This is a genomic window from Burkholderia sp. MSMB1072 (assembly GCF_001524725.1).
Lineage (GTDB): Bacteria > Pseudomonadota > Gammaproteobacteria > Burkholderiales > Burkholderiaceae > Burkholderia.
This window is the reverse complement of the sequence record NZ_LOYC01000011.1, coordinates 32,409-53,846: the sequence shown is the minus strand read 5'-3', so window position 1 is coordinate 53,846 and position 21,438 is coordinate 32,409. Positions and strand designations below refer to the sequence as shown.

At 67.8% G+C, this 21,438-nt stretch carries 20 protein-coding genes; 12 read left to right on the top strand and 8 right to left on the bottom strand.

The features are described 5' to 3' along the window. Positions 1 to 43 precede the first annotated feature (43 nt). From WS89_RS06665 to WS89_RS06640, 6 genes are all read left to right on the top strand, one after another. A complete protein-coding gene (locus WS89_RS06665) occupies positions 44 to 1,249 on the top strand; it encodes a c-type cytochrome (protein WP_059790033.1) in 1,206 nt (401 codons plus the stop codon). 97 nt (positions 1,250 to 1,346) lie between these two features. Then, positions 1,347 to 1,661 carry a high-potential iron-sulfur protein gene (locus WS89_RS06660; protein WP_059790031.1) on the top strand — a complete coding sequence of 105 codons (315 nt, stop codon included), beginning with the start codon at positions 1,347 to 1,349 and terminating at the stop codon, positions 1,659 to 1,661. A 145-nt stretch (positions 1,662 to 1,806) separates the two neighbouring features. Beyond that, positions 1,807 to 2,877: a porin gene (locus WS89_RS06655; protein ID WP_059790029.1), complete on the top strand. Its 1,071-nt coding sequence runs from the start codon at positions 1,807 to 1,809 to the stop codon at positions 2,875 to 2,877. A gap of 238 nt (positions 2,878 to 3,115) precedes the next feature. Continuing rightward, on the top strand, positions 3,116 to 4,522 hold the full coding sequence (locus WS89_RS06650; protein WP_059790027.1) for a methyl-accepting chemotaxis protein: 1,407 nt from the start codon (positions 3,116 to 3,118) through the stop codon (positions 4,520 to 4,522). Positions 4,523 to 5,193: 671 nt separating this feature from the next. After that, positions 5,194 to 7,173 (top strand): Xaa-Pro dipeptidyl-peptidase, encoded by a 1,980-nt coding sequence (locus tag WS89_RS06645; protein WP_059790025.1) that lies wholly within the window; start codon positions 5,194 to 5,196, stop codon positions 7,171 to 7,173. Between the two features lie 131 nt (positions 7,174 to 7,304). Beyond that, positions 7,305 to 7,673, top strand: coding sequence for an NUDIX hydrolase (locus WS89_RS06640; protein ID WP_059790023.1), 369 nt, complete (start codon positions 7,305 to 7,307; stop codon positions 7,671 to 7,673). A 21-nt stretch (positions 7,674 to 7,694) separates the two neighbouring features. On the opposite strand, the gene WS89_RS06635 is transcribed toward WS89_RS06640, so the two are convergent. Further along, a complete protein-coding gene (locus WS89_RS06635) occupies positions 7,695 to 8,624 on the bottom strand; it encodes a 2-hydroxyacid dehydrogenase (protein ID WP_059790021.1) in 930 nt (309 codons plus the stop codon). A gap of 166 nt (positions 8,625 to 8,790) precedes the next feature. Between WS89_RS06635 and osmF the strand changes: the two genes are divergently transcribed. The 6 genes from osmF to WS89_RS06605 all read left to right on the top strand — a co-directional run bounded on the left by osmF (position 8,791) and on the right by WS89_RS06605 (position 13,871). Then, positions 8,791 to 9,714: a glycine betaine ABC transporter substrate-binding protein OsmF gene (gene osmF, locus WS89_RS06630; RefSeq protein ID WP_059790019.1), complete on the top strand. Its 924-nt coding sequence runs from the start codon at positions 8,791 to 8,793 to the stop codon at positions 9,712 to 9,714. Next, positions 9,711 to 10,889: an ABC transporter permease gene (locus tag WS89_RS06625; RefSeq protein ID WP_059790017.1), complete on the top strand. Its 1,179-nt coding sequence runs from the start codon at positions 9,711 to 9,713 to the stop codon at positions 10,887 to 10,889. Before osmF ends, WS89_RS06625 begins: the two co-directional genes overlap by 4 nt. Continuing rightward, the gene (locus WS89_RS06620) at positions 10,886 to 11,833 is read left to right on the top strand and encodes an ABC transporter ATP-binding protein (RefSeq protein ID WP_059502198.1); all 948 of its coding nucleotides are present in this window, start codon (positions 10,886 to 10,888) and stop codon (positions 11,831 to 11,833) included. The genes WS89_RS06625 and WS89_RS06620 overlap by 4 nt, the downstream gene beginning before the upstream one ends. Next, a complete protein-coding gene (locus WS89_RS06615) occupies positions 11,830 to 12,597 on the top strand; it encodes an ABC transporter permease (protein ID WP_059790016.1) in 768 nt (255 codons plus the stop codon). The genes WS89_RS06620 and WS89_RS06615 overlap by 4 nt, the downstream gene beginning before the upstream one ends. Before the next feature lie 33 nt (positions 12,598 to 12,630). Further along, entirely contained in the window at positions 12,631 to 13,026 is a 396-nt protein-coding gene (gene arr, locus WS89_RS06610; RefSeq protein ID WP_059502194.1) for an NAD(+)--rifampin ADP-ribosyltransferase, read from the top strand. A 158-nt stretch (positions 13,027 to 13,184) separates the two neighbouring features. Further along, complete coding sequence (locus tag WS89_RS06605) at positions 13,185 to 13,871, top strand: lytic transglycosylase domain-containing protein (RefSeq protein WP_059790014.1); 687 nt, start codon at positions 13,185 to 13,187, stop codon at positions 13,869 to 13,871. Positions 13,872 to 13,898: 27 nt separating this feature from the next. Here WS89_RS06605 and WS89_RS06600 read toward each other — a convergent pair whose 3' ends face one another. From WS89_RS06600 to WS89_RS06570, 7 genes are all read right to left on the bottom strand, one after another. Next, positions 13,899 to 14,186 carry a helix-turn-helix domain-containing protein gene (locus WS89_RS06600; RefSeq protein ID WP_059790013.1) on the bottom strand — a complete coding sequence of 96 codons (288 nt, stop codon included), beginning with the start codon at positions 14,184 to 14,186 and terminating at the stop codon, positions 13,899 to 13,901. A 107-nt stretch (positions 14,187 to 14,293) separates the two neighbouring features. Further along, on the bottom strand, positions 14,294 to 14,734 hold the full coding sequence (locus WS89_RS06595) for a dihydroneopterin aldolase (RefSeq protein ID WP_059502190.1): 441 nt from the start codon (positions 14,732 to 14,734) through the stop codon (positions 14,294 to 14,296). Next, entirely contained in the window at positions 14,731 to 15,363 is a 633-nt protein-coding gene (locus tag WS89_RS06590) for a sarcosine oxidase subunit gamma (protein ID WP_059790011.1), read from the bottom strand. The genes WS89_RS06595 and WS89_RS06590 overlap by 4 nt, the downstream gene beginning before the upstream one ends. Beyond that, positions 15,353 to 18,364, bottom strand: a complete 3,012-nt coding sequence (locus WS89_RS06585; protein ID WP_059790009.1) for a sarcosine oxidase subunit alpha family protein — start codon at positions 18,362 to 18,364, stop codon at positions 15,353 to 15,355. Before WS89_RS06585 ends, WS89_RS06590 begins: the two co-directional genes overlap by 11 nt. After that, on the bottom strand, positions 18,361 to 18,675 hold the full coding sequence (locus WS89_RS06580) for a sarcosine oxidase subunit delta (protein ID WP_059502184.1): 315 nt from the start codon (positions 18,673 to 18,675) through the stop codon (positions 18,361 to 18,363). The genes WS89_RS06585 and WS89_RS06580 overlap by 4 nt, the downstream gene beginning before the upstream one ends. 25 nt (positions 18,676 to 18,700) lie before the next feature. Further along, complete coding sequence (locus tag WS89_RS06575; RefSeq protein WP_059502182.1) at positions 18,701 to 19,945, bottom strand: sarcosine oxidase subunit beta family protein; 1,245 nt, start codon at positions 19,943 to 19,945, stop codon at positions 18,701 to 18,703. A 14-nt stretch (positions 19,946 to 19,959) separates the two neighbouring features. Then, the gene (locus tag WS89_RS06570; RefSeq protein WP_059790007.1) at positions 19,960 to 21,345 is read right to left on the bottom strand and encodes an L-serine ammonia-lyase; all 1,386 of its coding nucleotides are present in this window, start codon (positions 21,343 to 21,345) and stop codon (positions 19,960 to 19,962) included. Between the last annotated feature and the right edge of the window lie 93 nt (positions 21,346 to 21,438).

Below are 21,438 nucleotides of genomic sequence, written 5' to 3'. Positions count from 1 at the left end.
ATGCGGGCGCGACGCCCCACCCGCTTCAACCGGACCCACGACCATGAATACTCGCCTCACTTCCGTTACCGTCGCCAGTCTGCTCGCCGTGGGCGTGGCGCTGACACCGGCAGCCGCGTCGGCCGGCGTGCGCGTCTGCACGTTGCCCGGCAGCCCGACCACGGCGCTCGACCGCTCCGTTGCGCGCGAGGTGTTCCGCACCTCGGGCATCGCTGCGACCTTCAACACACGCGGCGTCGACGACAACGGCGACGACGACGGCATCTCCGCCAGCGAGCTGACGAAATCGCTCGAACGCGACTGCGACGTGGTCGCGGGCTTCCCGCGTTCGGCGATCGCCGATGCGTCGGAATCGAAAATGACGTTCTCGCAAGGCTATCTGCGCTCCGGCTACGTCAGCGTGTCGCTGCGCGACGCGCAAGCGCCGACCGGCGCGAAGGAAACGATCGCGGCCACGTATGGCAGCCCGTCGCAACTGATCGCCGCGCAGCAGGCGAACGCCCGCTTCGACCTCGAAAACACGAGCGAAAAGACGATCGGCGCGCTCGCCACGGGTCGCGCGCAGCGCGCGATCGTCTGGTATCCGAGCGTCGTCGCCTACGAGCGTGCGCACCCGCGACAACGGTTCAAGGTGGCGGCGACATCGTCGCCGTACTCGGACTGGCAATTGTCGTTCGCATTCGGGCCGGGCAAGGACGCGCTGCAACGGCGCATCGACGCCACGCTGTCGCGGATGAGCGGCAACGGCCGTCTCGCCTCGCTCACGCGCGGCTGGACGCTTCCCGACGACATCGCGCAAGCCGCCGCCACGCCCGTGCCCGCGCGGTTTCTCGACGGTGCGATCGCGGCCGCTCGGCGGCCGGCAAAAAACGGCTTCATCAAGGTTTCGACGAGCGAAGGCAGTGGCGTCCCGTCGTTCGACCAGGCGCAGGTGCAACACGGCAAGAAGCTCTATACCGATGCATGCGCGAAATGCCACGGCGACCAGCTCGAGGGCAATACCGCACCCGCGCTGAGCGGGGAATCGTTCGCGCCCGAGGGCAAGTCGCACATCACGGTCGGCGGCATCTTCCTGTACATGTCGAGCAACATGCCGGCCGATCGCCCCGGCAAGATGACTGCCCAGGAATACGAGGACCTGATGGCGTTCCTGCTGTACTCGAACGGCTACGACGCGTCGAAGACCAAGCTGACCGCCGATATCGCCAACGCGTCGAAGGCGCCGCTCGTCGCCGGCCCGCGCAAATAACTTCCCGCCCGCTTTCGTTTCGGTCGACCTTCGTGCCCGGCAGCATGCCCGGCGCGCGGGTCGGACTTTTTCTCGTCATTTCATTCAGGAATACATCATGATCTCCCGACATCGCAGAACCTTCTTCGTACAGGCCGCCGGCCTGTGCGCCGCGCTCGCGGCCGGCACGCGCGCATTCGCAGCCGCACCGCCCGTCGACGAGAACGACGCCGCAGCGAAGACGCTCGGCTACCGCGCAAAGGCCACGGCCGTCGATGCCGGCAAGTTCCCGAAGTATCAGGCCGGACAGACCTGTTCGAACTGCCGCTTCTACAAGGCCGCCACGGGCGAATCCTTCGGTACTTGCCCGATGTTCGCGGGCAAGACGGTTGCCGCCGAAGGCTGGTGCAACGTCTATGCCAAGCTCGCCTGAGGCCGGGCCCGCGCGCGACGGCGCGTCGCGGCGCGGCGTCGTGCGTTCCCCGACGGCACGGCATGCAGGCGGCTCGCATCGCTTTCGCCATCTAATTTTTAATTAGTCATACGTATTACAACATTCACAAAAACGGAGACACACGATGAAGAGCAGGACATGGACGATTTGCGCGGCGCTGCTCGGCGCGGCGGCAAGCCCGAACGGTTTCGCGCAGAGCAGCGTCACGCTGTACGGCGATCTCGACGCCGCATTGCTCTATACGAACCGATCGCTCGATTCGGCAACCGGCGGCAACGCCGGCCGCCAGTTCGCGCTGACCGACACGGGCATGACGCCGACCAACTTCGGCATCGCGGGCACCGAGGATCTCGGCGGCGGGCTGCACGCGAGATTCAAGCTGGAAAGCGGCTTCAACGTCACGGACGGCGCGTTCGGCCATTCGAACGGCAACTTCTTCGGCCGCCAGGCGTGGGTCGGAATCGACGGCGGCTTCGGCGAAACGAAGGTCGGCCTGCAGTTCTCGCCGTTCGTGCTCGCGATACTCGGATCGGATCCGCGCAACGTCTCGCACTTCGGCGCCGCGCTGGTGCCGTATGTCGACAACGTGCTTGTCACGGGCCTGTTCAACCCGAACGCGATTTCGTACACGAGCCCCACGATCGCCGGGCTGACGGCCAGCGCGATGTTCGGTTTCGGCGGCAAGGCCGGCGACTTCCAGGCGGGACGCCAGTATTCCGGCAGCCTCACCTATACGAACGGCGGCTTCATGCTCAACGCGGCGCTCTACGATGGCAACGGCGGCACGTCGCCGACGCCGGTGCCGAGCACGGTCGCGTTCGTCGGCCGCACGATCGGCACCGCCTATACGTTCGGGCCGGTGACCGGCAAGGCGTCGTTCACGAGCTACAAGGTCGCCGGCTCGTTCAGCAACAACGTGTACAGCGCCGGCCTCGACTATCGCATCACGCCCGCCCTCGACCTGAACACCGGTGCGTGGTATACGACCGACCGCAACGATTCGCACAATCATTCGCTGCTTGCCGCGATCGGCGCCGACTACAGCCTGTCGAAACGAACGGGCCTGTATGTGCAGGTTGGCGTGGTCAACAACCACGGTGCGATGAATACGGGCCTCGGCATTACGGGCGGCGCGTTGTACGGGTTGCCGGGCACGACGGTCGGCGTCAACGCAGGCATCCATCACGTGTTCTGACGCAGCGCCTGCGCACGGGCGGCCGCCGCACGCCGCCCGTCCGGCTCCGCACCGCGGGGGCGCCGCCACGGAAACGTGGCGCAAACGCATCCCGGCCGGCATCGGTCCGACCATCCAGCATGCCGATCTCGATGTTTACCCGACCTCAAGTCCGCAGCCGCGGGGCCGTCAAGTCAGGAACGCACGCCCAACATTCGCCGGGAAACCGACGCGCATGCCCTCAAGGAGGCCCACCAACGTGAACTTCTTCGGAATCGGCCGCGGCCGCCGTTCGTCGCGCGCGCTCGTCGGCGACATCGCCGAACAGGCCGGCAGGCTCGGCATCGAGATCTGCGACGTGTCGGGCCACGTCGAGGAAGTCGCGCCCCGCGTCGCCCGGCAGGCACAGGTGTGCCATACGCTGCGCGAATCGGCCGCGCTCACGCTGCGCGGCAACCACCGGATCGCCGAGGCCGCCCAGCAGGTGCGCGACGTCAGCGCCAATGCGTCGAATGCGGTCCGGCAGTCGCAGCAGACGATCGAGGCATCGCTCGCCGACATTCACGGCCTCGTCGAGGGCGTCACCACGATCGGCGATCAGATGGGCGCGCTGCGCGACGCGCTCGATCACGTGCGGGCCGTGTCCGAGGAAATCTCCGTCATCGCGCGCCAGACCCACCTGCTCGCGCTGAACGCCGCGATCGAGGCCGCACGCGCCGGCGAGTCGGGACGCAGCTTCGCGGTCGTCGCGGCCGAGGTCAAGAACCTGTCCGCGAAGACCGGGCAGGCGACGGCCCAGATCGAGACGACCCTCGCGCGGCTCGCCGAGCAGACCGAACACCTGATCGCGGAAGGCACCGACAACGCCGCCCGCGCGCATCGCGTGCGCGAGGGCACGCGCACGATCGGCGAGGTCGTGCATGCGACCGGCCACGCGATCACCGAGCTTGCAGGAGAAGCCGAACAGATCGCGTCGCTGACGGACGAGATCGAGACGCAGTGTCACCGTCTCGACGAGCAGGTGGGCGAGATGGCGTCCGGCGTCGAGAATTCGGCCGACAACTTCTCGCAGGCCAAGGACCGGCTCGGCAATCTGCTCTCCGTCTCCGAGACGCTGATCGAGCTCACGGCCGCGACCGGCATCGAATCGCCCGACACGCGGCTGATCGACACCGCGCGGCACACGGCCGCCGCGATCGGCAAACTCTTCGAGGAGGCGGTCGGCCGCGGCGATATCGCGCTCGACGCGCTCTTCGATGCGCACTACGAACCGATTCCGGGCACCGACCCGCAGCAGTTCATGACGCGCTTCACCGCGTTCACCGATCGCGTGCTGCCCGCCATCCAGGAGCCGGTGCTCGACGTGGACGAACGCATCGTCTATTGCGCGAGCTTCGACCGCCAGTGCTACCTGCCGACCCACAACCGGAAGTTCTCGCTGCCTCAGCGCGCAGACGCCGCCTGGAACGCGGCGAATTGCCGGAACCGCCGGATCTACACGGACCGGACGGCGCGCATGTCCGTCTCGCATAACAAGCCGTTCCTGTTGCAGACCTATCGCCGCGACATGGGCAACGGCCAGTTCGTGCTGATGAAGGACGTGTCCGCGCCGATCGTCGTCGGCGGCCGGCCATGGGGTGTCCTGCGGATCGGCTACAGCGTCTGAATCGGCGCGGGGCCGCGCCTACTGCGCCAGCCCTACCCCAGCCGGCGCCCGTCGAGCGCCGCCCGCGCCATGTGCGCGGGCGAAAGACCGGCCGCCTCCGTGACCGGAATCGCCATTGCACTCTCTCTTTTTCAGCCCGCCTTTCCCTGTTTACGGACGGACTTCGGGAAAGTCGGCCCGCCCGCCGCCGCGCAACGAAACTTTGTTTGACTCGAACTAAAAAAGTTTGACACGCGCATTTCACTGAGATAACTTTTGCGCAAGCTTCCGGAAAGCAATCCGGCCAGCGTGCCGGCTCGCGTCGCGCTTTCCTGTCGTTGCAGCACCGCCGTTCGCAACATTCCCGCCTCATCGCGTCGTGCCGTTCCGTTTCATCCGAAACCTGAAGGAAGCTCGGGCATGCCCATATTCGATTCGCACTCCTGTATTTACGGCGTTCGCGGCGAACCGCCGCACTGACGATTTCCGTTCGGGGCGACGCGCTCGCCTCGACGCCGGCCGGCTGCGCGTCGCCTGACGCGCGCCGGCACCGGGCGAGCGTCCCGTACGTCTCGCCCGTCGTTGTTCGATGGTGCAGTTCCGCTTCATCCGACGCAGCACCCGGCCAGGCCGCAGGGGGCGTATCGCGAGCCGGCCGGTTCCAGACAAACACAAGAGACGAGGTCGATTCAATGAACATTCATCGAACCGGAGTGCGGCGCGCATGGCTGCCCGCGCTCGTGGCGGCCGCGACGCTTGCCGCGTGCGGCGGCGACGACGGCGGCGGCGCGGCGGGCGTGTCAGCGCTCGCGCAGGGCCAACGGGAGGGGGCCGCCGCCGCGGCCGATACATCCGATACGCAATCGTTCGCGTCGCACTTTTCGCCGTCCGGCGTTCCTTACGCGAATCCCGCGAGCAACGGGCGCTACAAGCCGGTGATCAGCAACGGCCAGGTGCAGCCGTCGCTGTCGGGCGGCACGATCGAGGAGAACGCGTGGGTCGACACGCCGGTCGACTCCGACGGCGACGGCACGCGCGACCGCATCCACGTGCGCATCGTGCGGCCGTCCGAGACCGCGAACGGCGCGCGCACGCCCGTCATCGTGCTCGCGAGCCCGTATTACGCAGGGCTGGCCGACAGCCCCGACCACGACGTCGACGTCGAACTCGACGGCACGCCGCATCCGGCCGCGGCGGCCGGCGCCGCGGCATCGGCGTCCACCCGCATCCTGGCCGCCGCGCCGCAATCGCGGATGCTGCAGCAGGTCGAGGCGGCCGCCGCCGGCCGCTCGTGGATCGAAAGCTACTTCGTGCCGCGCGGCTTCACGATCGTCTATGCGGATTCGCTCGGCACCGCCGGCTCGGACGGCTGCCCGACGATCCTGACGCGCGACGAATCGGTCGCGATGGCGTCGGTGATCCGCTGGCTCGGCCACGACGCGACCGCGAAGGACGCGAACGGCAAGACGGTCGTCGCGAACTGGTCGACGGGCCACGTCGGCATGTACGGCGTGTCGTACGACGGCACGCTGCCGAAGATGGTCGCGAGCCTGCGCACGCGCGGGCTCGACGCGATCGTCCCGGTGGCCGGGCTGTCGAACATGTACGGCTACTACCGCTCGGGCGGGCTCGTGCGCGCGCCGGAAGGCTACCAGGGCGAGGATGTCGACGTGTACATCAAGGCGCTGCTGACGAACGCGCATCCGGAGCGCTGCACGCACCTGATCGACGAAGCGCTGCAGCAGGAGGACCGCAAGACCGGCGACTATTCGCCGTTCTGGGCCGCGCGCGACATTCCGACCGCGTTCGCGGTCGCACCGGCGCTCGTCGCGCAGGGGCTCACCGACGACAACGTGCGCGTCGACCAGTCGACGTCGTGGTATCTGGCGATGCGACGCCAGGGCGTGCCGACCCAGCTGTGGCTGCATCGCCTGAAACACACCGATCCGACCCGTGTGCCGGCGATGGCCGACGCATGGACCGCGGAGGTGAACCGGTGGTTCACGCGCTACCTGATCGGCTATGACAACGGCGTCGAGCGCGATCCGCGCGCGGTGATCGCGCAAGCGGACGGCACGCTGCTGAAGGAAGCCGACTGGGCCGCACGGCACGCCACGCCGGTCACGTACTTCGCGGGCGGCGACGGCGCCGGCACCGGCACGCTGCTGCGGCTGCCGAGCGGCGGCCCGCTCGCACGCTTCACCGACGATGCGCGCATTCCCGCGCTCACGCTGGCGAACACGCCGACGGGCGAAAACCGCAGCCGCTTCGAGACGGCCCCGCTGACGGCCGCGACGCGCCTCTCCGGCGCCGCGACCGCGCGCGTCAGGCTGACCTTCACGGGTGTCGCGAACGTGACGGCGCTGTTGATCGACCGCGCGCCGGACGGCACGGCGACGATCGTCACGCGTGCGTGGACCGACCCGCGCAACCGGTTGTCCGAGTGGGTGTCGCAACCCGTGCTGCCCGGCATGCCGTACGACCTGAAGCTGACGTTCATGCCGCGCGACTACAAGCTGGAAGCCGGCCACCGGCTGGGGCTCGTCGTCCTCTCCAGCGACTACGAGGCGACGCTGCGGCCGACGCCCGGCACGGGCCTGACGCTCGATCCGGCCGGCACGTCGGTGACGGTGCCGCTCGCGTCGTCGTCGTCCTCGTCGACAGGCGCGTAGCCGTGCGCCGGCTGCCGGCGTAACGACACCGCCTCCCCCGCCTGCATGCGCGTCGATGCGGGCGGGGATTCGCTGCACGAAAGAGGCACCTGCGATAGGCTGCGGAAATCGAATGCCTGCGGTGAGCCCACATGATTCCCATCAGCGCCAAAGCCATCGTCCGCGACGGACGTTCGGTCCTGTTCCTGCGCAACCCTCGCGGTGAGTGGGAGCTGCCTGGCGGCTGGCCCGAGGCCGGCGAATCGCTCGAAGCCGCCGTCGCGCGCGAAGTGCAGGAAGAATGCGGAATCGCCGCATCGGCAATCCGTTACGTGGGCAGCCGTTCGTGCGAGGTTGTGCCGGGCAGGCGCGTACTGATCGTGTGCTTCGCGTGCCAGGTCGAGCGCCGTGAAATCGTGCTGAGCGCCGAGCACGACCGGTTCGGCTGGATCGATCTCGATGCCGACAAGCCGGCGAACCTGCCGGATTTCTACTGGGCATTCTGCAAACAGGCGGACTGACTCGACGCCGCCGCCCGGCGCTTACACCGGCGTCAACACCGGTTGCCCGGCGAAATGCCGCGCCGCGTTGTCGAGAAACTGCCGCACCGAACGATCGAGCGCCTCGGGCGACCAGCCGCCCATGTGCGGCGTCAGCACGACGCTGTCGAGATCCGTCAGCGCACGCGGCGGCTCCGGTTCGCCTTCGTACACGTCGAGCCCCGCCCCCGCGATGCGTCGTTCGCGCAGCGCATCCGCCAAAGCAGCGGTATCGACAACGCTGCCGCGCGACACGTTGACGAGAAAGCCGCCGGGGCCGAGCGCGTCGAGCACGGTGCGATCGATCAGGTGCCGCGTGCCCGCGCCGCCCGGCGTCGCGACGATCAGGAAATCGGCCCACTGCGCGAGTGCGTCGATCCGGTCGAAATAGCGGTACGGCCCCCGCTTCTCCGACCGGTTGTGATAGCCGATCTCGATGTCGAAGCCGGCCGCGCGGCGCGCGCATTTCTCGCCGATCTTGCCGAGCCCGACGATGCCGAGCTTCTTGCCCGACACGTTCGGCGGCATCGACAGCCCGTCACGCCACACGCCCGCGCGGGTTTTCGCATCGAGTTGCACGACGTTGCGCACCGCCGCGAGCAGCAGCGCGAACGCGTGATCGGCGACGCAGTCGTCGTTGGTGCCGGCGCCCGTAACCACGGTAATGCCGCGCGCCTTCGCGTGCGCGACGTCGATGTGCTCGTAGCCCGCGCCGAGCGCGCTGACGAACGTGAGCCGCGGCAGCCGGTCGATTTCGGCGGCGGTCAACCCCGTGCTGCCGTTGGTCAGCACCGCGCGAATCGTGCTGCCGTGTGCGGCGATCGCGCGTTCGCGCTCGTCGGGCGTCGGGGCGTAGTGCACGTCGAACGACGCGGCGATCTCGCGATGCGCGTCGGCGCGCAGCGCGATGAGGACCAGCAGCTCGGGCTTCATGTCAGCAAATGTCCGCAGGCGGGAACGAATTTCAGTGTAACAAGCCCGTATGACGGGTGCGGGTTATCCCCACACCGGCTGTGGGCACGCCGCCGCACGCGGTTTGCCAAAGCCGGCTCAGTCAAGTAACTTTCGGCGTACGCCCCCGTCCTGGAGATTGGCCCCGATGAAGCTCGCCCTGCCCGCCCGGATCCTGGGCCTCGCGTTCGCCGCCGCCATCGCGGCGCCCGGCGCGCACGCCGACACGCCCGTCGTGGTGTCGTCGAAGATCGACACCGAAGGCAACCTGCTCGGCAACCTCATTTCACAGGTGCTGAAGGCCCACGGCATTCCCGTCACCGAAAAGATCGCGCTCGGCACGACGCCGATCGTGCGCAAGGCGCTCACGAGCGGCGAGATCGACATCTACCCCGAATACACGGGCAACGCCGCGTTCTTCTTCAACAAGGCCGACGACCCGTTGTGGAAGAACGCGAGCCAGGGCTACGACACCGCGAAGAAGCTCGACTACGCGGCGAACCATCTCGTGTGGCTCGCACCGGCGCCCGCGAACAACACGTGGGGCGTCGCGCTGCTCGCGCCCGTCGCGCAGTCGCAGCACCTGAAGACCTTCTCCGACTTCGGCAAGTGGGTGGCCGGCGGCGGCAAGGTGAAGCTCGCGGCGTCGGCCGAATTCGTGAACAGCGCGTCCGCGCTGCCGTCGTTCGAGAAAGCGTACGGCTTCAAGCTGAAGCCCGAGCAGCTCGTCGTGCTGTCCGGCGGCGACACGGCGGCGACGATCAAAGCCGCCGCGAACCAGACGGACGGCGTGAACGCCGCGATGGTCTACGGCACCGACGGCGGCATCGCCTCGAGCGGCCTCGCGGTGCTCGACGACGACAAGCACGTGCAGCCCGTCTACGCGCCGGCGCCGGTGATCCGCGAAGCCGCGCTGAAAGCGCATCCGGAAATCGCCGAGTATCTGAAGCCCGTGTTCGCGAGCCTCGACCTGAAGACGCTGCAATCGCTGAACGCGCGCATCCAGCTCAACGGCGAGCCGGCTGCCGGCGTCGCGAAAAGCTACCTGAAATCGAAGGGTTTCGTGAAATGACGGAGGGCGCGGCGGCGTCCGCGCGGCGCGTCACGCTCGACAAGGTCGGCATCCTGATCGGCGTACTGACGATCGTCGCCGTGTTCGGCCTGTCGTTCGCGGTGCTGCGGCCGAACCGGATCGCGGCCGGCACCGGGCTATCGGTGTTCGCCGCGCTGCCCGCGATGCAGGGCACCGCGCTCGCCGCGCTATGGACCGCCGGCGCGCTGTGGGCGATGACGGCGAGCCGTCCCGCGTGGCGGCTCGCGGCCGGCTGCGCGGGGCTCGCGACACTCGCGTATGCGGTCGGCGCGGCCGCGACGCACGTCGTCGCGCCCGACGACATGCTGGCCCGCGTATCGCCCGACGCCGGCGTCTGGCTGCTGCTGTTCGCGTGGGCGGTGCTCATCGCCGACGCGCTCGCACGCCTCGCGTTCGGCCCGTGGCGGCGCCTCGCCGCGCTCGCCGTCGCGATAGCGGCGATTTCCGTGCCGCTCGCGAGCGGCTGGTGGGACGGCCTCTCCGTGATGCGCGAATACGCGGTGCGCAGCGACGATTTCTGGCGCGAAGCGATCCGCCACGTGTCGCTCGCGGGCGGCTCGGTCGCCGCCGCGCTCGTCGCGGGCGTGCCGCTCGGCATCGCATGCGCGCGCATCGCGGCGGTGCGCACCGTCGCGATGCCCGTGCTCAATATCGTGCAGACGATCCCCAGCATCGCGATGTACGGGCTGATGATGGCGCCGCTCGGCCTGCTCGCCGCGCACGTGCCGCTCGCGGCCGCACTCGGCATCCGCGGCATCGGCGTCGCGCCGGCCGCGCTCGCGCTGTTCCTCTACTCGCTGCTGCCGATCGCATCGAGCGTCGTGGTCGGGCTCGGACAGGTGCCGCCGCACGTGACCGAAGCGGCGCGCGCGATGGGCATGACACGCGCGCAGCGGCTGCTGCGCGTCGATCTCGTGCTCGCGCTGCCGGTGATCCTGAGCGGCGTGCGCATCGTGCTCGTGCAGAACATCGGCCTGACCGCGGTGGCCGCGCTGATCGGCGGCGGCGGATTCGGCACGTTCATCTTCCAGGGGATCGGGCAATCGGCCGCCGATCTCGTGCTGCTCGGCGCGATCCCGACGATCGCGCTCGCACTGGCGGCCGCCGTCGTGTTCGAAGCCGCGACGTCGCTCGCGAAGGGGCGTGCAGGATGATCGAGATCGAACGAATCGGCAAACGCTTCGGCGACGTGGTCGCCGTCGACGACGTATCGCTGACGATACAGCGCGGCACGATCACCGCGCTCGTGGGCGCATCGGGCAGCGGCAAGTCGACGCTCTTGCGCATGATCAACCGGCTGATCGCGCCGACCAGCGGCACGATCCGCATCGACGGCGTCGATACGGCGACCGTCGCGCCCGAGCAACTGCGCCGCGGCATCGGCTATGCGATCCAGGGGCACGGGCTGTTTCCGCACTGGAGCGTCGCGCGCAACATCGCGACCGTGCCGCGCCTGCTCGGCTGGCCGGCCGCCCGTATCGACGCGCGCGTAAACGAACTGCTCGACCTGTTCCATCTCGCGCCGGCCGAATTCGCGGGCAAGCTGCCGCACGAACTGTCGGGCGGCCAGCAGCAGCGCGTCGGCGTTGCGCGCGCGCTCGCAGCCGAGCCCGCGATGCTGCTGATGGACGAACCGTTCGGCGCGCTCGATCCGATCATCCGCAACAAGGCGCAGGACGACTTGTTCGCGCTGCAGCGCCGCCTCGGCATCACGGTCGTGATCGTCACGCACGATATCGAGGAAGCGCTGAAGCTCGGCGACACGATCGCGGTGATGGACGGCGGTCGGCTGCTGCAGGTCGCGCCGCCTGCCGAAATTCTCGGCAAGCCGGCAGCGGGTGTCGTCGAGCAGCTCGTCGCGGGCGTCGACCGGCCGCTGCGCCTGCTCGCGCTGACGCCGATCGATGCAGTGGCCGAAGCCGGCCGCGCCGACGGCGAGCCGATCGCGGCGACGCGCACGCTGCGCGATGCGGTGTCCGAATTATTGTGGCGCGGTGTCGACGCACTGCCCGTCGACGATACGGGCAACGGCACCGCACACGGCCCCCGCCGCATCACGCTCGACGCGATCCGCTCGCACGCGAGGCAGCCCGCATGACGACGCGCGGCAACGTACGGCCCAGGCGGTCTTCGCTTCCCGCGTACGTCGCCCGCGCGGCCGCGCTCGCGCTGCTGCTCGTGCTGCTGTTGCGCCCCGCGTGGCTGCACGGCCTGTTCGCGCCGTTCGCGGACAACGGCGCGCCGGTGATCTACGATCGCGCGAGCCTGCTCGATCTCACGCTCGCGCATCTCGGCACGGTCGCGCTGTCGAGCCTGATCGGCACGATCGTCGCAGTCGCGGCCGGCATCGCGGTCACGCGGCGGTTCGGCGCGGATTTCCTGCCGGTCGCGCGCAGCGTCGTCGATATCGGCCAGACCTTCCCGCCGGTCGCCGTGCTCGCGCTTGCCGTGCCGGCAGTCGGCTTCGGATTGAAACCCGTGCTGATCGCGCTCGTGCTGTACGGGCTCCTGCCGATTTTCGAAAGCACGATCGCCGGGCTCGAGGACGTGCCGCGCGACGTCGTCGACGCCGCGCGCGGGATGGGCATGAGCGGCTGGCAGCAACTGGTGTCCGTCGAGCTGCCGCTCGCGTTCCCGGTGATCGTCAACGGCGTCCGCCTTGCGGTCGTGATCAATCTCGGCACCGCGACGATCGGCTCGACGGTCGCCGCGCGCGGGCTCGGCGACGTGATCATCGCGGGCCTGCAGACGTCGAACACCGCGTTCGTGCTGCAAGGCGGCGTGATCGTCGGCTTGCTCGCGGTACTCGTCAGCGACGCGATCGGCGCGATTGCGCGGGTGGCGAGCGCGCGGCGCGCTTAGCATCGGTCACGCAATTTTTTCGAAGGAGCCACCATGCCAGTCCTGGACGCCGGCCCGTTTTTTCATGGCACGAAAGCGAATTTGCGGATCGGCGATTTGCTGACGGCGGGCTTCAGATCGAATTATCGGGACGACGTCGTCATGAATCATGTTTATTTCACGGCGCTGCCCAAAGGCGCGGGCCTGGCTGCCGAAATGGCCAAAGGCGAGGGCCGACCGCGCGTCTACATCGTCGAGCCTACCGGCGAATTCGAAAACGACCCGAACGTCACGGACAAGAAATTCCCGGGCAATCCGACGCGATCGTATCGAAGCACACTGCCGTTGAAAATCGTCGGCGAACTCGATAGCTGGGAACCCTACGATCCCGAGTTCATCCAGCAACTCAGAAGCCGCATCGAAACAGGCATCGGCGAGATCATCAACTAGCGTTTCGTTCGGACTCCGATGCGTGTCCGCGCAACGATCGGCGCGTCGATGATCGCGAACGTGACAAGCCTACACGTCGCTTTCATTCGAGCGAGCGCTCGACCGTCTTCCTCGATTGGTCGATATACTATGCGCCTCCCATTTCCCCGCACTCGACCATGCGACGACGGTTCTTCTGGCTGATCGTGCTTTCGCTCGGCATTGCGCAACAGGCCGCGGCGCAGCAGGCGCCCGCATTGTCCGCCTCCGCGCCCGACGTACCGGCATCGGCGCCGACTGTCGCGTCCGCGCCGCTCGCGAACGCCAACGATCAGCCCAACGAAGCAAACCGCCGCATCACGTCCTACCTGACGAAGAAATTCGGCGTCGCAAGAGAAAAGGCCGCGAAGCTCGCCGATATCGTGAGCGTCACTGCGACGAAATATTCACTGCCGCCGGCACTCGTTTACGCGATCATTTCGATCGAATCGCGCTTCCAGGAAAAGGCGCGTGGCCAGCATGGCGCGACCGGGTTGATGCAGGTCGTGCCGTCCGCGCACCGCGGCATGCTGCGCGACGTGAAGGACCTGACCGAGCCGAATGCGAACGTCGATGCCGGCTCGCGCATTCTGTCGGGCTACGTGAAAGCCGCCGGCGGCAACGTGCAGGCCGGGCTGAAGAGCTACAGCGGCGGATCCAGTGCATATGCGGCGAAGGTGATGCAGCGGGTCGATGCATTCCGGTTCGTGCTCGAACCCGAGGACGATGCGAAAAGCGCGAATACCGCGAGCGACGGGAAGGCGCACATGGTGCCGATCGGCGATCCGTCCGGCCCGGCGCCTGGCGCGAACCGCAACGCGAAGTAAGTGCAGGCAGGCCGATACCGGCAAAATTCAACGTTGATCTCGGGCGCAGTCGCGCGCCACCTGAACGTCGCGTTTCGGCACGACGAGCAAATTCAGGCCAAAGCCGTCGAGTACCTTGAACAGCTTGTCGAGACTCACCGCGCGCCCGTTTTCGAGGCGTGACAGCACGTCCTTGGAAACGCCGAGCATGTCGGCTGCATCGTCGATCCGCATCTGGTTCTGCGCGCGCCGGTTGCGCACGAGCGCCCCCAAGGCGGCGAGATCCAGTGCGAGCGGGTCAGGTATCGCGACGGGTTGCGGTAGGGTGCGGGCCATAATTCCGGAATTTCAGGAACTATAAACGAGTACGGCGGCGCATTCGCGCCGCCGTCCCATGGAGTCGCCGGATCACCTCCCTCGTGCCTCGATCCAGCCCCCTCCGATCAAAGCTGTCCCGCCGCCCCCGTCCACCGCAGATAATCGCCGCGCGTCCAGTCGAGCGACACGCCCACGCGCTTCGTCCCCGGCCGGATCTTCGGCTTGTGCACCGACAGCGTCAGCGATTCCAGCGCCGGCCATTCGCGAAACGACAGCACCGCGAGATCGGCGACGAGCGTCTCCAGCAACCGCGTATGCGGCTTGTGCGACAGGAACGACGCGACACGCGCGCAATAGCCGTCGTAATCGATCCACTCGCCCTGCTCGCTCGGCTCGCAGCGATACCCGAGCCGCGCATCGATCACGATCGGCTGCGGCGCTTCATGCTCGTGCGCGTGGATGCCGATTCGCGCGGGCACCTTCAGTTCGTCGACGAACACGCTCCAGCCGCGCCCGCGCAGGCGCGGCGCGTCGATCGCCACGAACGGTTCGTCGAACGGCTTCATGATACGAGCGGCGCCGCGGCGTCGAGCATGATGCGCGCGAAATAGTCGGCGAAGCTGCGACGCACGACGATCTCGAACGACGCGTCGCCGGTCGGGATCAGCGTGATCGGCGACTTGAAGTAGTGCGACTGCGCACACTGGCCCGGCTTGAACACGCGCGGATGCAGATCGAGCGGGCAACCGCGCGCGATCACGTCGCGCACGCGTTCGCCGCTGACCTCGACGACCGTGTAGCCGCTGCCGACGTCGACGGCCGCCGCATACGAGCCCTGCACGGCCTCCGCCAGCTTCGCTTCGAGCACGCCTGCCTGAACCGGCCCGTTCGACCGCACGAGCCATTCGTCAGGGCCGAGCCACAGCACGTCGTACTCGGCGCCGCGCGCCACCGTGTTCGGCTCCGCGGGCGGCCGGCAGCCGACCACACGCTCGAACGCGGCGACGAATGCCGGGTCGCTCAACTCGCCGCGCACGTTGACGAGATCGAGGAACGGCCGCTCGCGCAGCGCGAACTTCTTCGACGCGCGCGCCTGGTGCGCCTTCAGCACGTCGGCCGCGCCGACGAACGGCGATTCAAGCGTCACGCCGCCCGCACCCGCCACCTGCGTCTGGTTTCTCGTTTCATTCCACATGCTGACGCACCCCTTCGGTATCGTAGAAAACCGGGCTCGAGATCTTCGCGGTGATCCGCTTGCCGTTGGCCAGCGGAATCACGACGCTCTCGCCCATCTTGTTCAGGCCGCCCTTCACCACCGCGAGCGCGATCGAGCGCTTCAGGATCGGGCTGTAGTAGCTCGACGTCACGTGGCCGATCATCGGCGTCGGATCGACCGCCGACACCTGCGTGTCCTTCGCGATGATCTGCGCGCCTTCCGGCAGCACGAATTGTTCGTCCTCGGTCAGCAGGCCGACGAACTGCTTGCGGCCTTCCTTCGCGGTATCCGAGCGCGTCAGCGAACGCTTGCCGAGGAAGTCCTTCGACTTCGCGACGAGCCCGCCCATCCCGAGGTCGTACGGCGTGATCGAGCCGTCGGTATCCTGGCCGACGATGATGTAGCCCTTCTCCGCGCGCAGCACGTGCATCGTCTCGGTGCCGTACGGCGTGATGTCGAACTCGGCGCCGGCCGCCATCAGCGCTTCCCACACCGCGCGGCCCGCATTCGCCGGCACGTTCACTTCGTAGGCCAGCTCGCCCGAGAAGCTGATCCGCATCACGCGCGCCTTCGCGCCGGCGACGGTGCCGTTGCGGTAGCTCATGAACGGGAACGCTTCGTTGCCGAAGTCGATGTCCTGGCACACCTTCTGCACGACCTTGCGGCTCTTCGGTCCGACCACCGCAAACGTCGCCCAGTGATCGGTGACGGACGCGAGCCGCACCTTCATGTCGGGCCATTCGGTCTGCAGCCAGCGCTCGAGCCACGTCAGCACGCGCGCCGCGCCGCCGGTGGTGGTCGTCATCATGAAATGCTGGTCGGCCAGGCGCACGGTCACGCCGTCGTCGAACACCATCCCATTTTCGTCGAGCATCAACCCGTAGCGGCATTTGCCGATTTCGAGCTTGTTCCACGGGTTCGTGTACATCCAGTTCAGCAGCTTCACCGCGTCCGGGCCCTGGATGTCGATCTTGCCGAGCGTCGACGCGTCGAGAATGCCGACGCCGTTACGCACCGCGAGGCATTCGCGCTTCACGGCCGCATGGAGATCCTCGCCGTTCTTCGGGAAATACCACGGCCGCTTCCAGTTGCCGACGTCCTCGAACATCGCGCCGTGCTCGACGTGCCATTCGTGCACGGCCGTCTTGCGGATCGGGTCGAGGAAATCGCCCGTCTCGCGGCCCGCGAACGTGCCGAACGACACGGGCGTGTAGTTCGGACGGAACGTCGTCGTACCCGTTTCCGGAATCGTCTTGCCGAGCGCGCCCGCGAGGATCGCCATCCCGTTGATGTTGCCGAGCTTGCCCTGGTCGGTGCCGAAGCCCATCGCCGTATAGCGCTTCACGTGCTCGACCGACTCGAAGCCTTCGCGCGCGGCGAGCAGGATGTCGGCGGCCGCCACGTCGTTCTGGAAGTCGACGAACTGCTTGGGGCCGCGCGCGGCCGCCTCGCGGCTGCCGACGAGCCACAACGGCTGCAGCGCGCCTTCGACGGCTTCGGCGACCTGCGGTACGGCCGGGCGCTGCGCGGCGGTGAAGCCGGCGGCCTTCGCCGCTTCCACGCCCGCATCGACCGCGAGCCGCAGCGCACGGGCCAGCCCGAATTCGCCGGCCGCCGCACCGATGCTCGCTTCCGCCTGCACGGGCTTGCCCGGCAGGAAGCACGCCTTCTCGTCGTTCCAGCACGCCTTGCCGCCCGATTGCGCGAACAGGTGCAGCACCGGGCTGAAGCCGCCCGACATCGCGACGAGGTCGCACGGCAGCGTCTGCAGCTTGCCGCCGGTCTGGCCGTTCGAGTAGGACGCGACGTCGACCGACGATACGCGCCACTTGCCCGATGCGGCCGTGACGACCGCGCCGCTCATCACCGTCACGCCCTGCCGCTTGGCCGCGGCCGGCAGCGCGCCGTTCGACGACGCGCGCGAATCGACGACCGTCACCTTCGCCCCGCATGCCTTCAGGTCGAGCGCGGTCTGGTATGCACGGTCGTTGTTCGTGAACACGACCACGTTGCGGCCCGGCAGCACGCCGAAGCGATGCACGTAGGTGGACACCGCGCCCGCCAGCATCACGCCCGGCAGGTCGTTGTTGCCGAATACGATCGGCCGCTCGTGCGCGCCGGTCGCGAGGATCACGCGCTTCGCGCGGATCTTCCACAGCAGCTCGCGCGTGCCCTTGCGCATCGACACCGGCAGATGATCGGTCAGGCGCTGCGTGACCGTCACGAGGTTGTGGTCCTGATAACCGAACGCGGTGCTGCGCGACAGGATCGTCACGTCGGGCAGCTTGCGCAGCTCCGCCTCGATCTTCTCGACCCATTGCAGCGCGGGCTTCGCGTCGATCTCCGCGCGGCACGAGAGCAGGCTGCCGCCGAGTTCGCGCTGGTCGTCGACGAGGATCACGCGCGCGCCGGCCGTGGCGGCCGCATGCGCGGCGGCGAGGCCCGACGGGCCACCGCCGACCACGAGCACGTCGCAGTGCGCGTAGCACTTGTCGTAGCGATCGGCGTCGAGCACTTCGGGCGCCTTGCCGAGGCCGGCCGCTTCGCGGATCTTCTCTTCGTACTTCGGCCACATCTTGCGCGGCCACATGAACGTCTTGTAGTAGAACCCGGCCGGCATGAAGCGCGAGAACTTCTGGTTGATCGCGTACTTGTCGTTCTCGAGCGTCGGCTCGGCGTTCACGCTGGTCGCGACGAGCCCCTGGTACAGCTCGATCTCGGTCGCGCGTGCGTTCGGCACGGTGTACGGGCCGGTTTCGAGCTGCACGACGGCATTCGGTTCCGCCACGTCCGCCGTCACGATCCCGCGCGGACGGTGATACTTGAAACTGCGCGCGACGAAATGCACGCCGTTCGCGAGCAGCGCGGACGCGAGCGTGTCGCCCTGGAAGCCCTGATACGTGCGGCCGTTGAACGTGAACGTCAGCGGAATCGCGCGATTGATCCGGCCACCGGTGCCGAGGCGGTCTTTCTGGCTCATTTGCTCGTGCCCTCTTCGTTTGCGTTGCCGGCGGCCGCGCCACTGATGGCAGCCCCACCGAACTTTTCGTAGCCCTTGATATCGTAGGTCACCGTGTCGCGCGTGACCTTGAACCAGCGGCGGCAACCCTGCGTGTGCAGCCATTGCTCCTTGTGCAGCCCGCGCTTGTTCTCGCGCATGAACACGTATTCGCCCCATTCGCGGTCGGTCATGGTCTCGTTCGCCACCGGGCGCACGATGTCGGCTTCGCCGCCGCACGTGAATTCGGATTCGGCGCGCGGCCCGCACCACGGACATTCGATCAGCAACATGTTTGTTTCTCCTTCAATGCGGGGGTTAGTGCGCGACGGCGGCGGCGCCGTGCTCGTCGATCAGATGGCCCGTGTAGAAGCGGTCGAGCGCGAACGGTGCGTTCAGCGGATGCGGTTCGTCGCGGGCGATCGTGTGCGCGAACACCCAGCCCGAGCCTGGCGTCGCCTTGAAGCCGCCGGTGCCCCAGCCGCAGTTGAAATAGAGGCCCTTCACGTCGGTCTTGGTGATGATCGGGCACGCGTCCGGCGACACGTCGACGATGCCGCCCCACTGGCGGTTCATCCGCACGCGCGAGAACACCGGGAACATCTCGACGATCGCCTGCAGCGTGCTTTCGATGATGTGGAAGCTGCCGCGCTGGCCGAAGCCCGTGTACTGGTCGATACCGGCGCCGATCACGAGGTCGCCCTTGTCGGACTGGCTGATGTACGCGTGCACCGCGTTCGACATGATCACCGAGTTCACCACCGGCTTGATCGGCTCGGACACCAGCGCCTGCAGCGGGTGGCTTTCGATCGGCAGGCGGATGCCGGCCATGTCGGCGAGCGTCGTCGTGTTGCCGGCGGCCACCACCGCGACCTTCTTCGCCTTGATGAACCCCTTCACCGTGTCGACGCCGACCACCGCGCCGCCTTCGCGGCGAATGCCCGTCACCTGGCAGTTCTGGATGATGTCGACGCCGGCGCGGTCCGCGCCGCGTGCGAAGCCCCAGGCCACCGCGTCGTGACGCGCGACGCCCGCACGGCGCTGGATCGATGCGCCGAGCACCGGGTAGCGGCTGTTCAGGTTGATCGTCGGCTCGATTTCCTTGATCTGCGCGGGCGTCAGGAATTCCGCGTCGACGCCGTTCAGCCGGTTCGCGTTCACGCGGCGCTCGGTGTCGCGCACGTCCTGCAGCGTGTGCGCGAGGTTCATCACGCCGCGCTGGCTGAACATCACGTTGTAGTTCAGGTCCTGCGACAGCCCTTCCCACAGCTTCATCGCCTTCTCGTACAGCGCGGCCGATTCGTCCCACAGGTAGTTCGAGCGCACGATCGTCGTGTTGCGCGCGGTGTTGCCGCCGCCGATCCAGCCCTTCTCCAGGATCGCGACGTTCGTGATCCCGTGCTCCTTCGCGAGGTAGTACGCGGTCGCGAGGCCGTGGCCGCCGCCGCCGACGATCACGACGTCGTATTCCTTCTTCGGCTCCGGGCTCTTCCACTGCTTCTCCCAGTTCTCGTGATACGAGAGGCCGTTGCGGAACAGGCTGAATATCGAGTAGCGGCTCATGTTTGGATCCTTCGTTAGCATTCGATGACGTTCACGGCGAGGCCGCCGCGCGACGTTTCCTTGTATTTCGTCTTCATGTCGGCGCCGGTTTCGCGCATCGTCTTGATCACGGAATCGAGCGATACGTAGTGCTGGCCGTTGCCCTTGAGCGCCATGCGCGACGCGTTCAGCGCCTTGATCGCGCCCATCGCGTTGCGCTCGATGCACGGGATCTGCACGAGCCCGCCCACGGGATCGCAGGTCATCCCGAGGTTGTGCTCCATGCCGATCTCGGCCGCGTTCTCGACCTGGTCGGGCGTGCCGCCCATCACGGCGGCGAGCGCGGCGGCGGCCATCGAGCACGCGACGCCCACTTCGCCCTGGCAACCGACTTCCGCGCCAGAGATCGACGCGGTTTCCTTGTAGATAATCCCGATCGCCGCGGCCGTCAGCAGGAATTCGACGATGCCGGCTTCGTTCGAGCCCGGCACGAACTTCACGTAGTAGTGCAGCACCGCGGGGATCACGCCGGCCGCGCCGTTGGTGGGCGCGGTGACCACCCGGCCGCCGGCCGCATTCTCTTCGTTCACGGCCATCGCATACAGGTTGACCCAGTCGAGCATCGACAGCGGGTCGCGCAGCGACTCTTCCGAACGCGCGCGCAGGCGGCCGTTCAGTTCGGCCGCGCGGCGCTTCACGCGCATCGGGCCCGGCAGGTCGCCCTCGACCTTGCAGCCGCGCTCGACGCACGCGGCCATCGTGCGCCAGATCGCCATCAGCCCGGCGCGCACTTCGTCGGCCGGACGCAGCGCGGATTCGTTGCGCAGCATCAGCTCGGCGATCGACAGCCCGTGTTCGCGGCACTGGCGCATCAGGTCGTCGCCGGTGCGGAACGGATACGGCACGTCGACCGCCGCGCGCACGCCGTTCACGCGATCGCCGTCGCGATTCACGACGAAGCCGCCGCCGACCGAGTAATACTCTTTCTCGACGAGCAACTGGCCGTGTTCGTCGAATGCCTGGAAGCGCATCCCGTTCGGGTGCACGATGCCGGTGCCGCTCATCAGCTTGCGATAGAAGCCGATGTGTTCCTTCTCGTCGAAGCGGACCGTCTGCTTGCCGAGCAGCGTCAGCGACTTCTCCGCGCGGATCGCGGCGAGCCGCGGCTCGATCAGGTCGGGATCGATCGTGTCGGGCAGGTGGCCCTCGAGGCCGAGCAGCACGGCCTTGTCGGTGCCGTGGCCCTTGCCGGTCGCGCCGAGCGAGCCGTACAGCTCGACCCGCACGCGGCGCACGAAGCCGAGCAGGTTCGCGTCCTCGACGTGCGACGCGAAGCGGCACGCGGCGATCATCGGGCCGACCGTATGCGAACTGGACGGGCCGATGCCGATCTTGAACAGGTCGAACGCGCTCACGTTCATCTGGCTTCCTTTGGGTTGCATGCGTGAAATGTCGTTGGGCCTCAGTACATCAGGGCGTAAAATCGGCCGATAGAACAAAAACGGCATCGGCGT

Bases quoted from the DNA above. Each gene is read 5' to 3' on its own strand.
- WS89_RS06665 (WP_059790033.1), top strand. From the start codon at position 44: ATGAATACTCGCCTCACTTCCGTTACCGTCGCCAGTCTGCTCGCCGTG.
- WS89_RS06660 (WP_059790031.1), top strand. From the start codon at position 1,347: ATGATCTCCCGACATCGCAGAACCTTCTTCGTACAGGCCGCCGGCCTG.
- WS89_RS06655 (WP_059790029.1), top strand. From the start codon at position 1,807: ATGAAGAGCAGGACATGGACGATTTGCGCGGCGCTGCTCGGCGCGGCG.
- WS89_RS06645 (WP_059790025.1), top strand. From the start codon at position 5,194: ATGAACATTCATCGAACCGGAGTGCGGCGCGCATGGCTGCCCGCGCTC.
- WS89_RS06640 (WP_059790023.1), top strand. From the start codon at position 7,305: ATGATTCCCATCAGCGCCAAAGCCATCGTCCGCGACGGACGTTCGGTC.
- WS89_RS06635 (WP_059790021.1), bottom strand. From the start codon at position 8,624: ATGAAGCCCGAGCTGCTGGTCCTCATCGCGCTGCGCGCCGACGCGCAT.
- osmF (WP_059790019.1), top strand. From the start codon at position 8,791: ATGAAGCTCGCCCTGCCCGCCCGGATCCTGGGCCTCGCGTTCGCCGCC.
- WS89_RS06625 (WP_059790017.1), top strand. From the start codon at position 9,711: ATGACGGAGGGCGCGGCGGCGTCCGCGCGGCGCGTCACGCTCGACAAG.
- WS89_RS06620 (WP_059502198.1), top strand. From the start codon at position 10,886: ATGATCGAGATCGAACGAATCGGCAAACGCTTCGGCGACGTGGTCGCC.
- WS89_RS06615 (WP_059790016.1), top strand. From the start codon at position 11,830: ATGACGACGCGCGGCAACGTACGGCCCAGGCGGTCTTCGCTTCCCGCG.
- arr (WP_059502194.1), top strand. From the start codon at position 12,631: ATGCCAGTCCTGGACGCCGGCCCGTTTTTTCATGGCACGAAAGCGAAT.
- WS89_RS06605 (WP_059790014.1), top strand. From the start codon at position 13,185: ATGCGACGACGGTTCTTCTGGCTGATCGTGCTTTCGCTCGGCATTGCG.
- WS89_RS06600 (WP_059790013.1), bottom strand. From the start codon at position 14,186: ATGGCCCGCACCCTACCGCAACCCGTCGCGATACCTGACCCGCTCGCA.
- WS89_RS06595 (WP_059502190.1), bottom strand. From the start codon at position 14,734: ATGAAGCCGTTCGACGAACCGTTCGTGGCGATCGACGCGCCGCGCCTG.
- WS89_RS06590 (WP_059790011.1), bottom strand. From the start codon at position 15,363: ATGTGGAATGAAACGAGAAACCAGACGCAGGTGGCGGGTGCGGGCGGC.
- WS89_RS06585 (WP_059790009.1), bottom strand. From the start codon at position 18,364: ATGAGCCAGAAAGACCGCCTCGGCACCGGTGGCCGGATCAATCGCGCG.
- WS89_RS06580 (WP_059502184.1), bottom strand. From the start codon at position 18,675: ATGTTGCTGATCGAATGTCCGTGGTGCGGGCCGCGCGCCGAATCCGAA.
- WS89_RS06575 (WP_059502182.1), bottom strand. From the start codon at position 19,945: ATGAGCCGCTACTCGATATTCAGCCTGTTCCGCAACGGCCTCTCGTAT.
- WS89_RS06570 (WP_059790007.1), bottom strand. From the start codon at position 21,345: ATGAACGTGAGCGCGTTCGACCTGTTCAAGATCGGCATCGGCCCGTCC.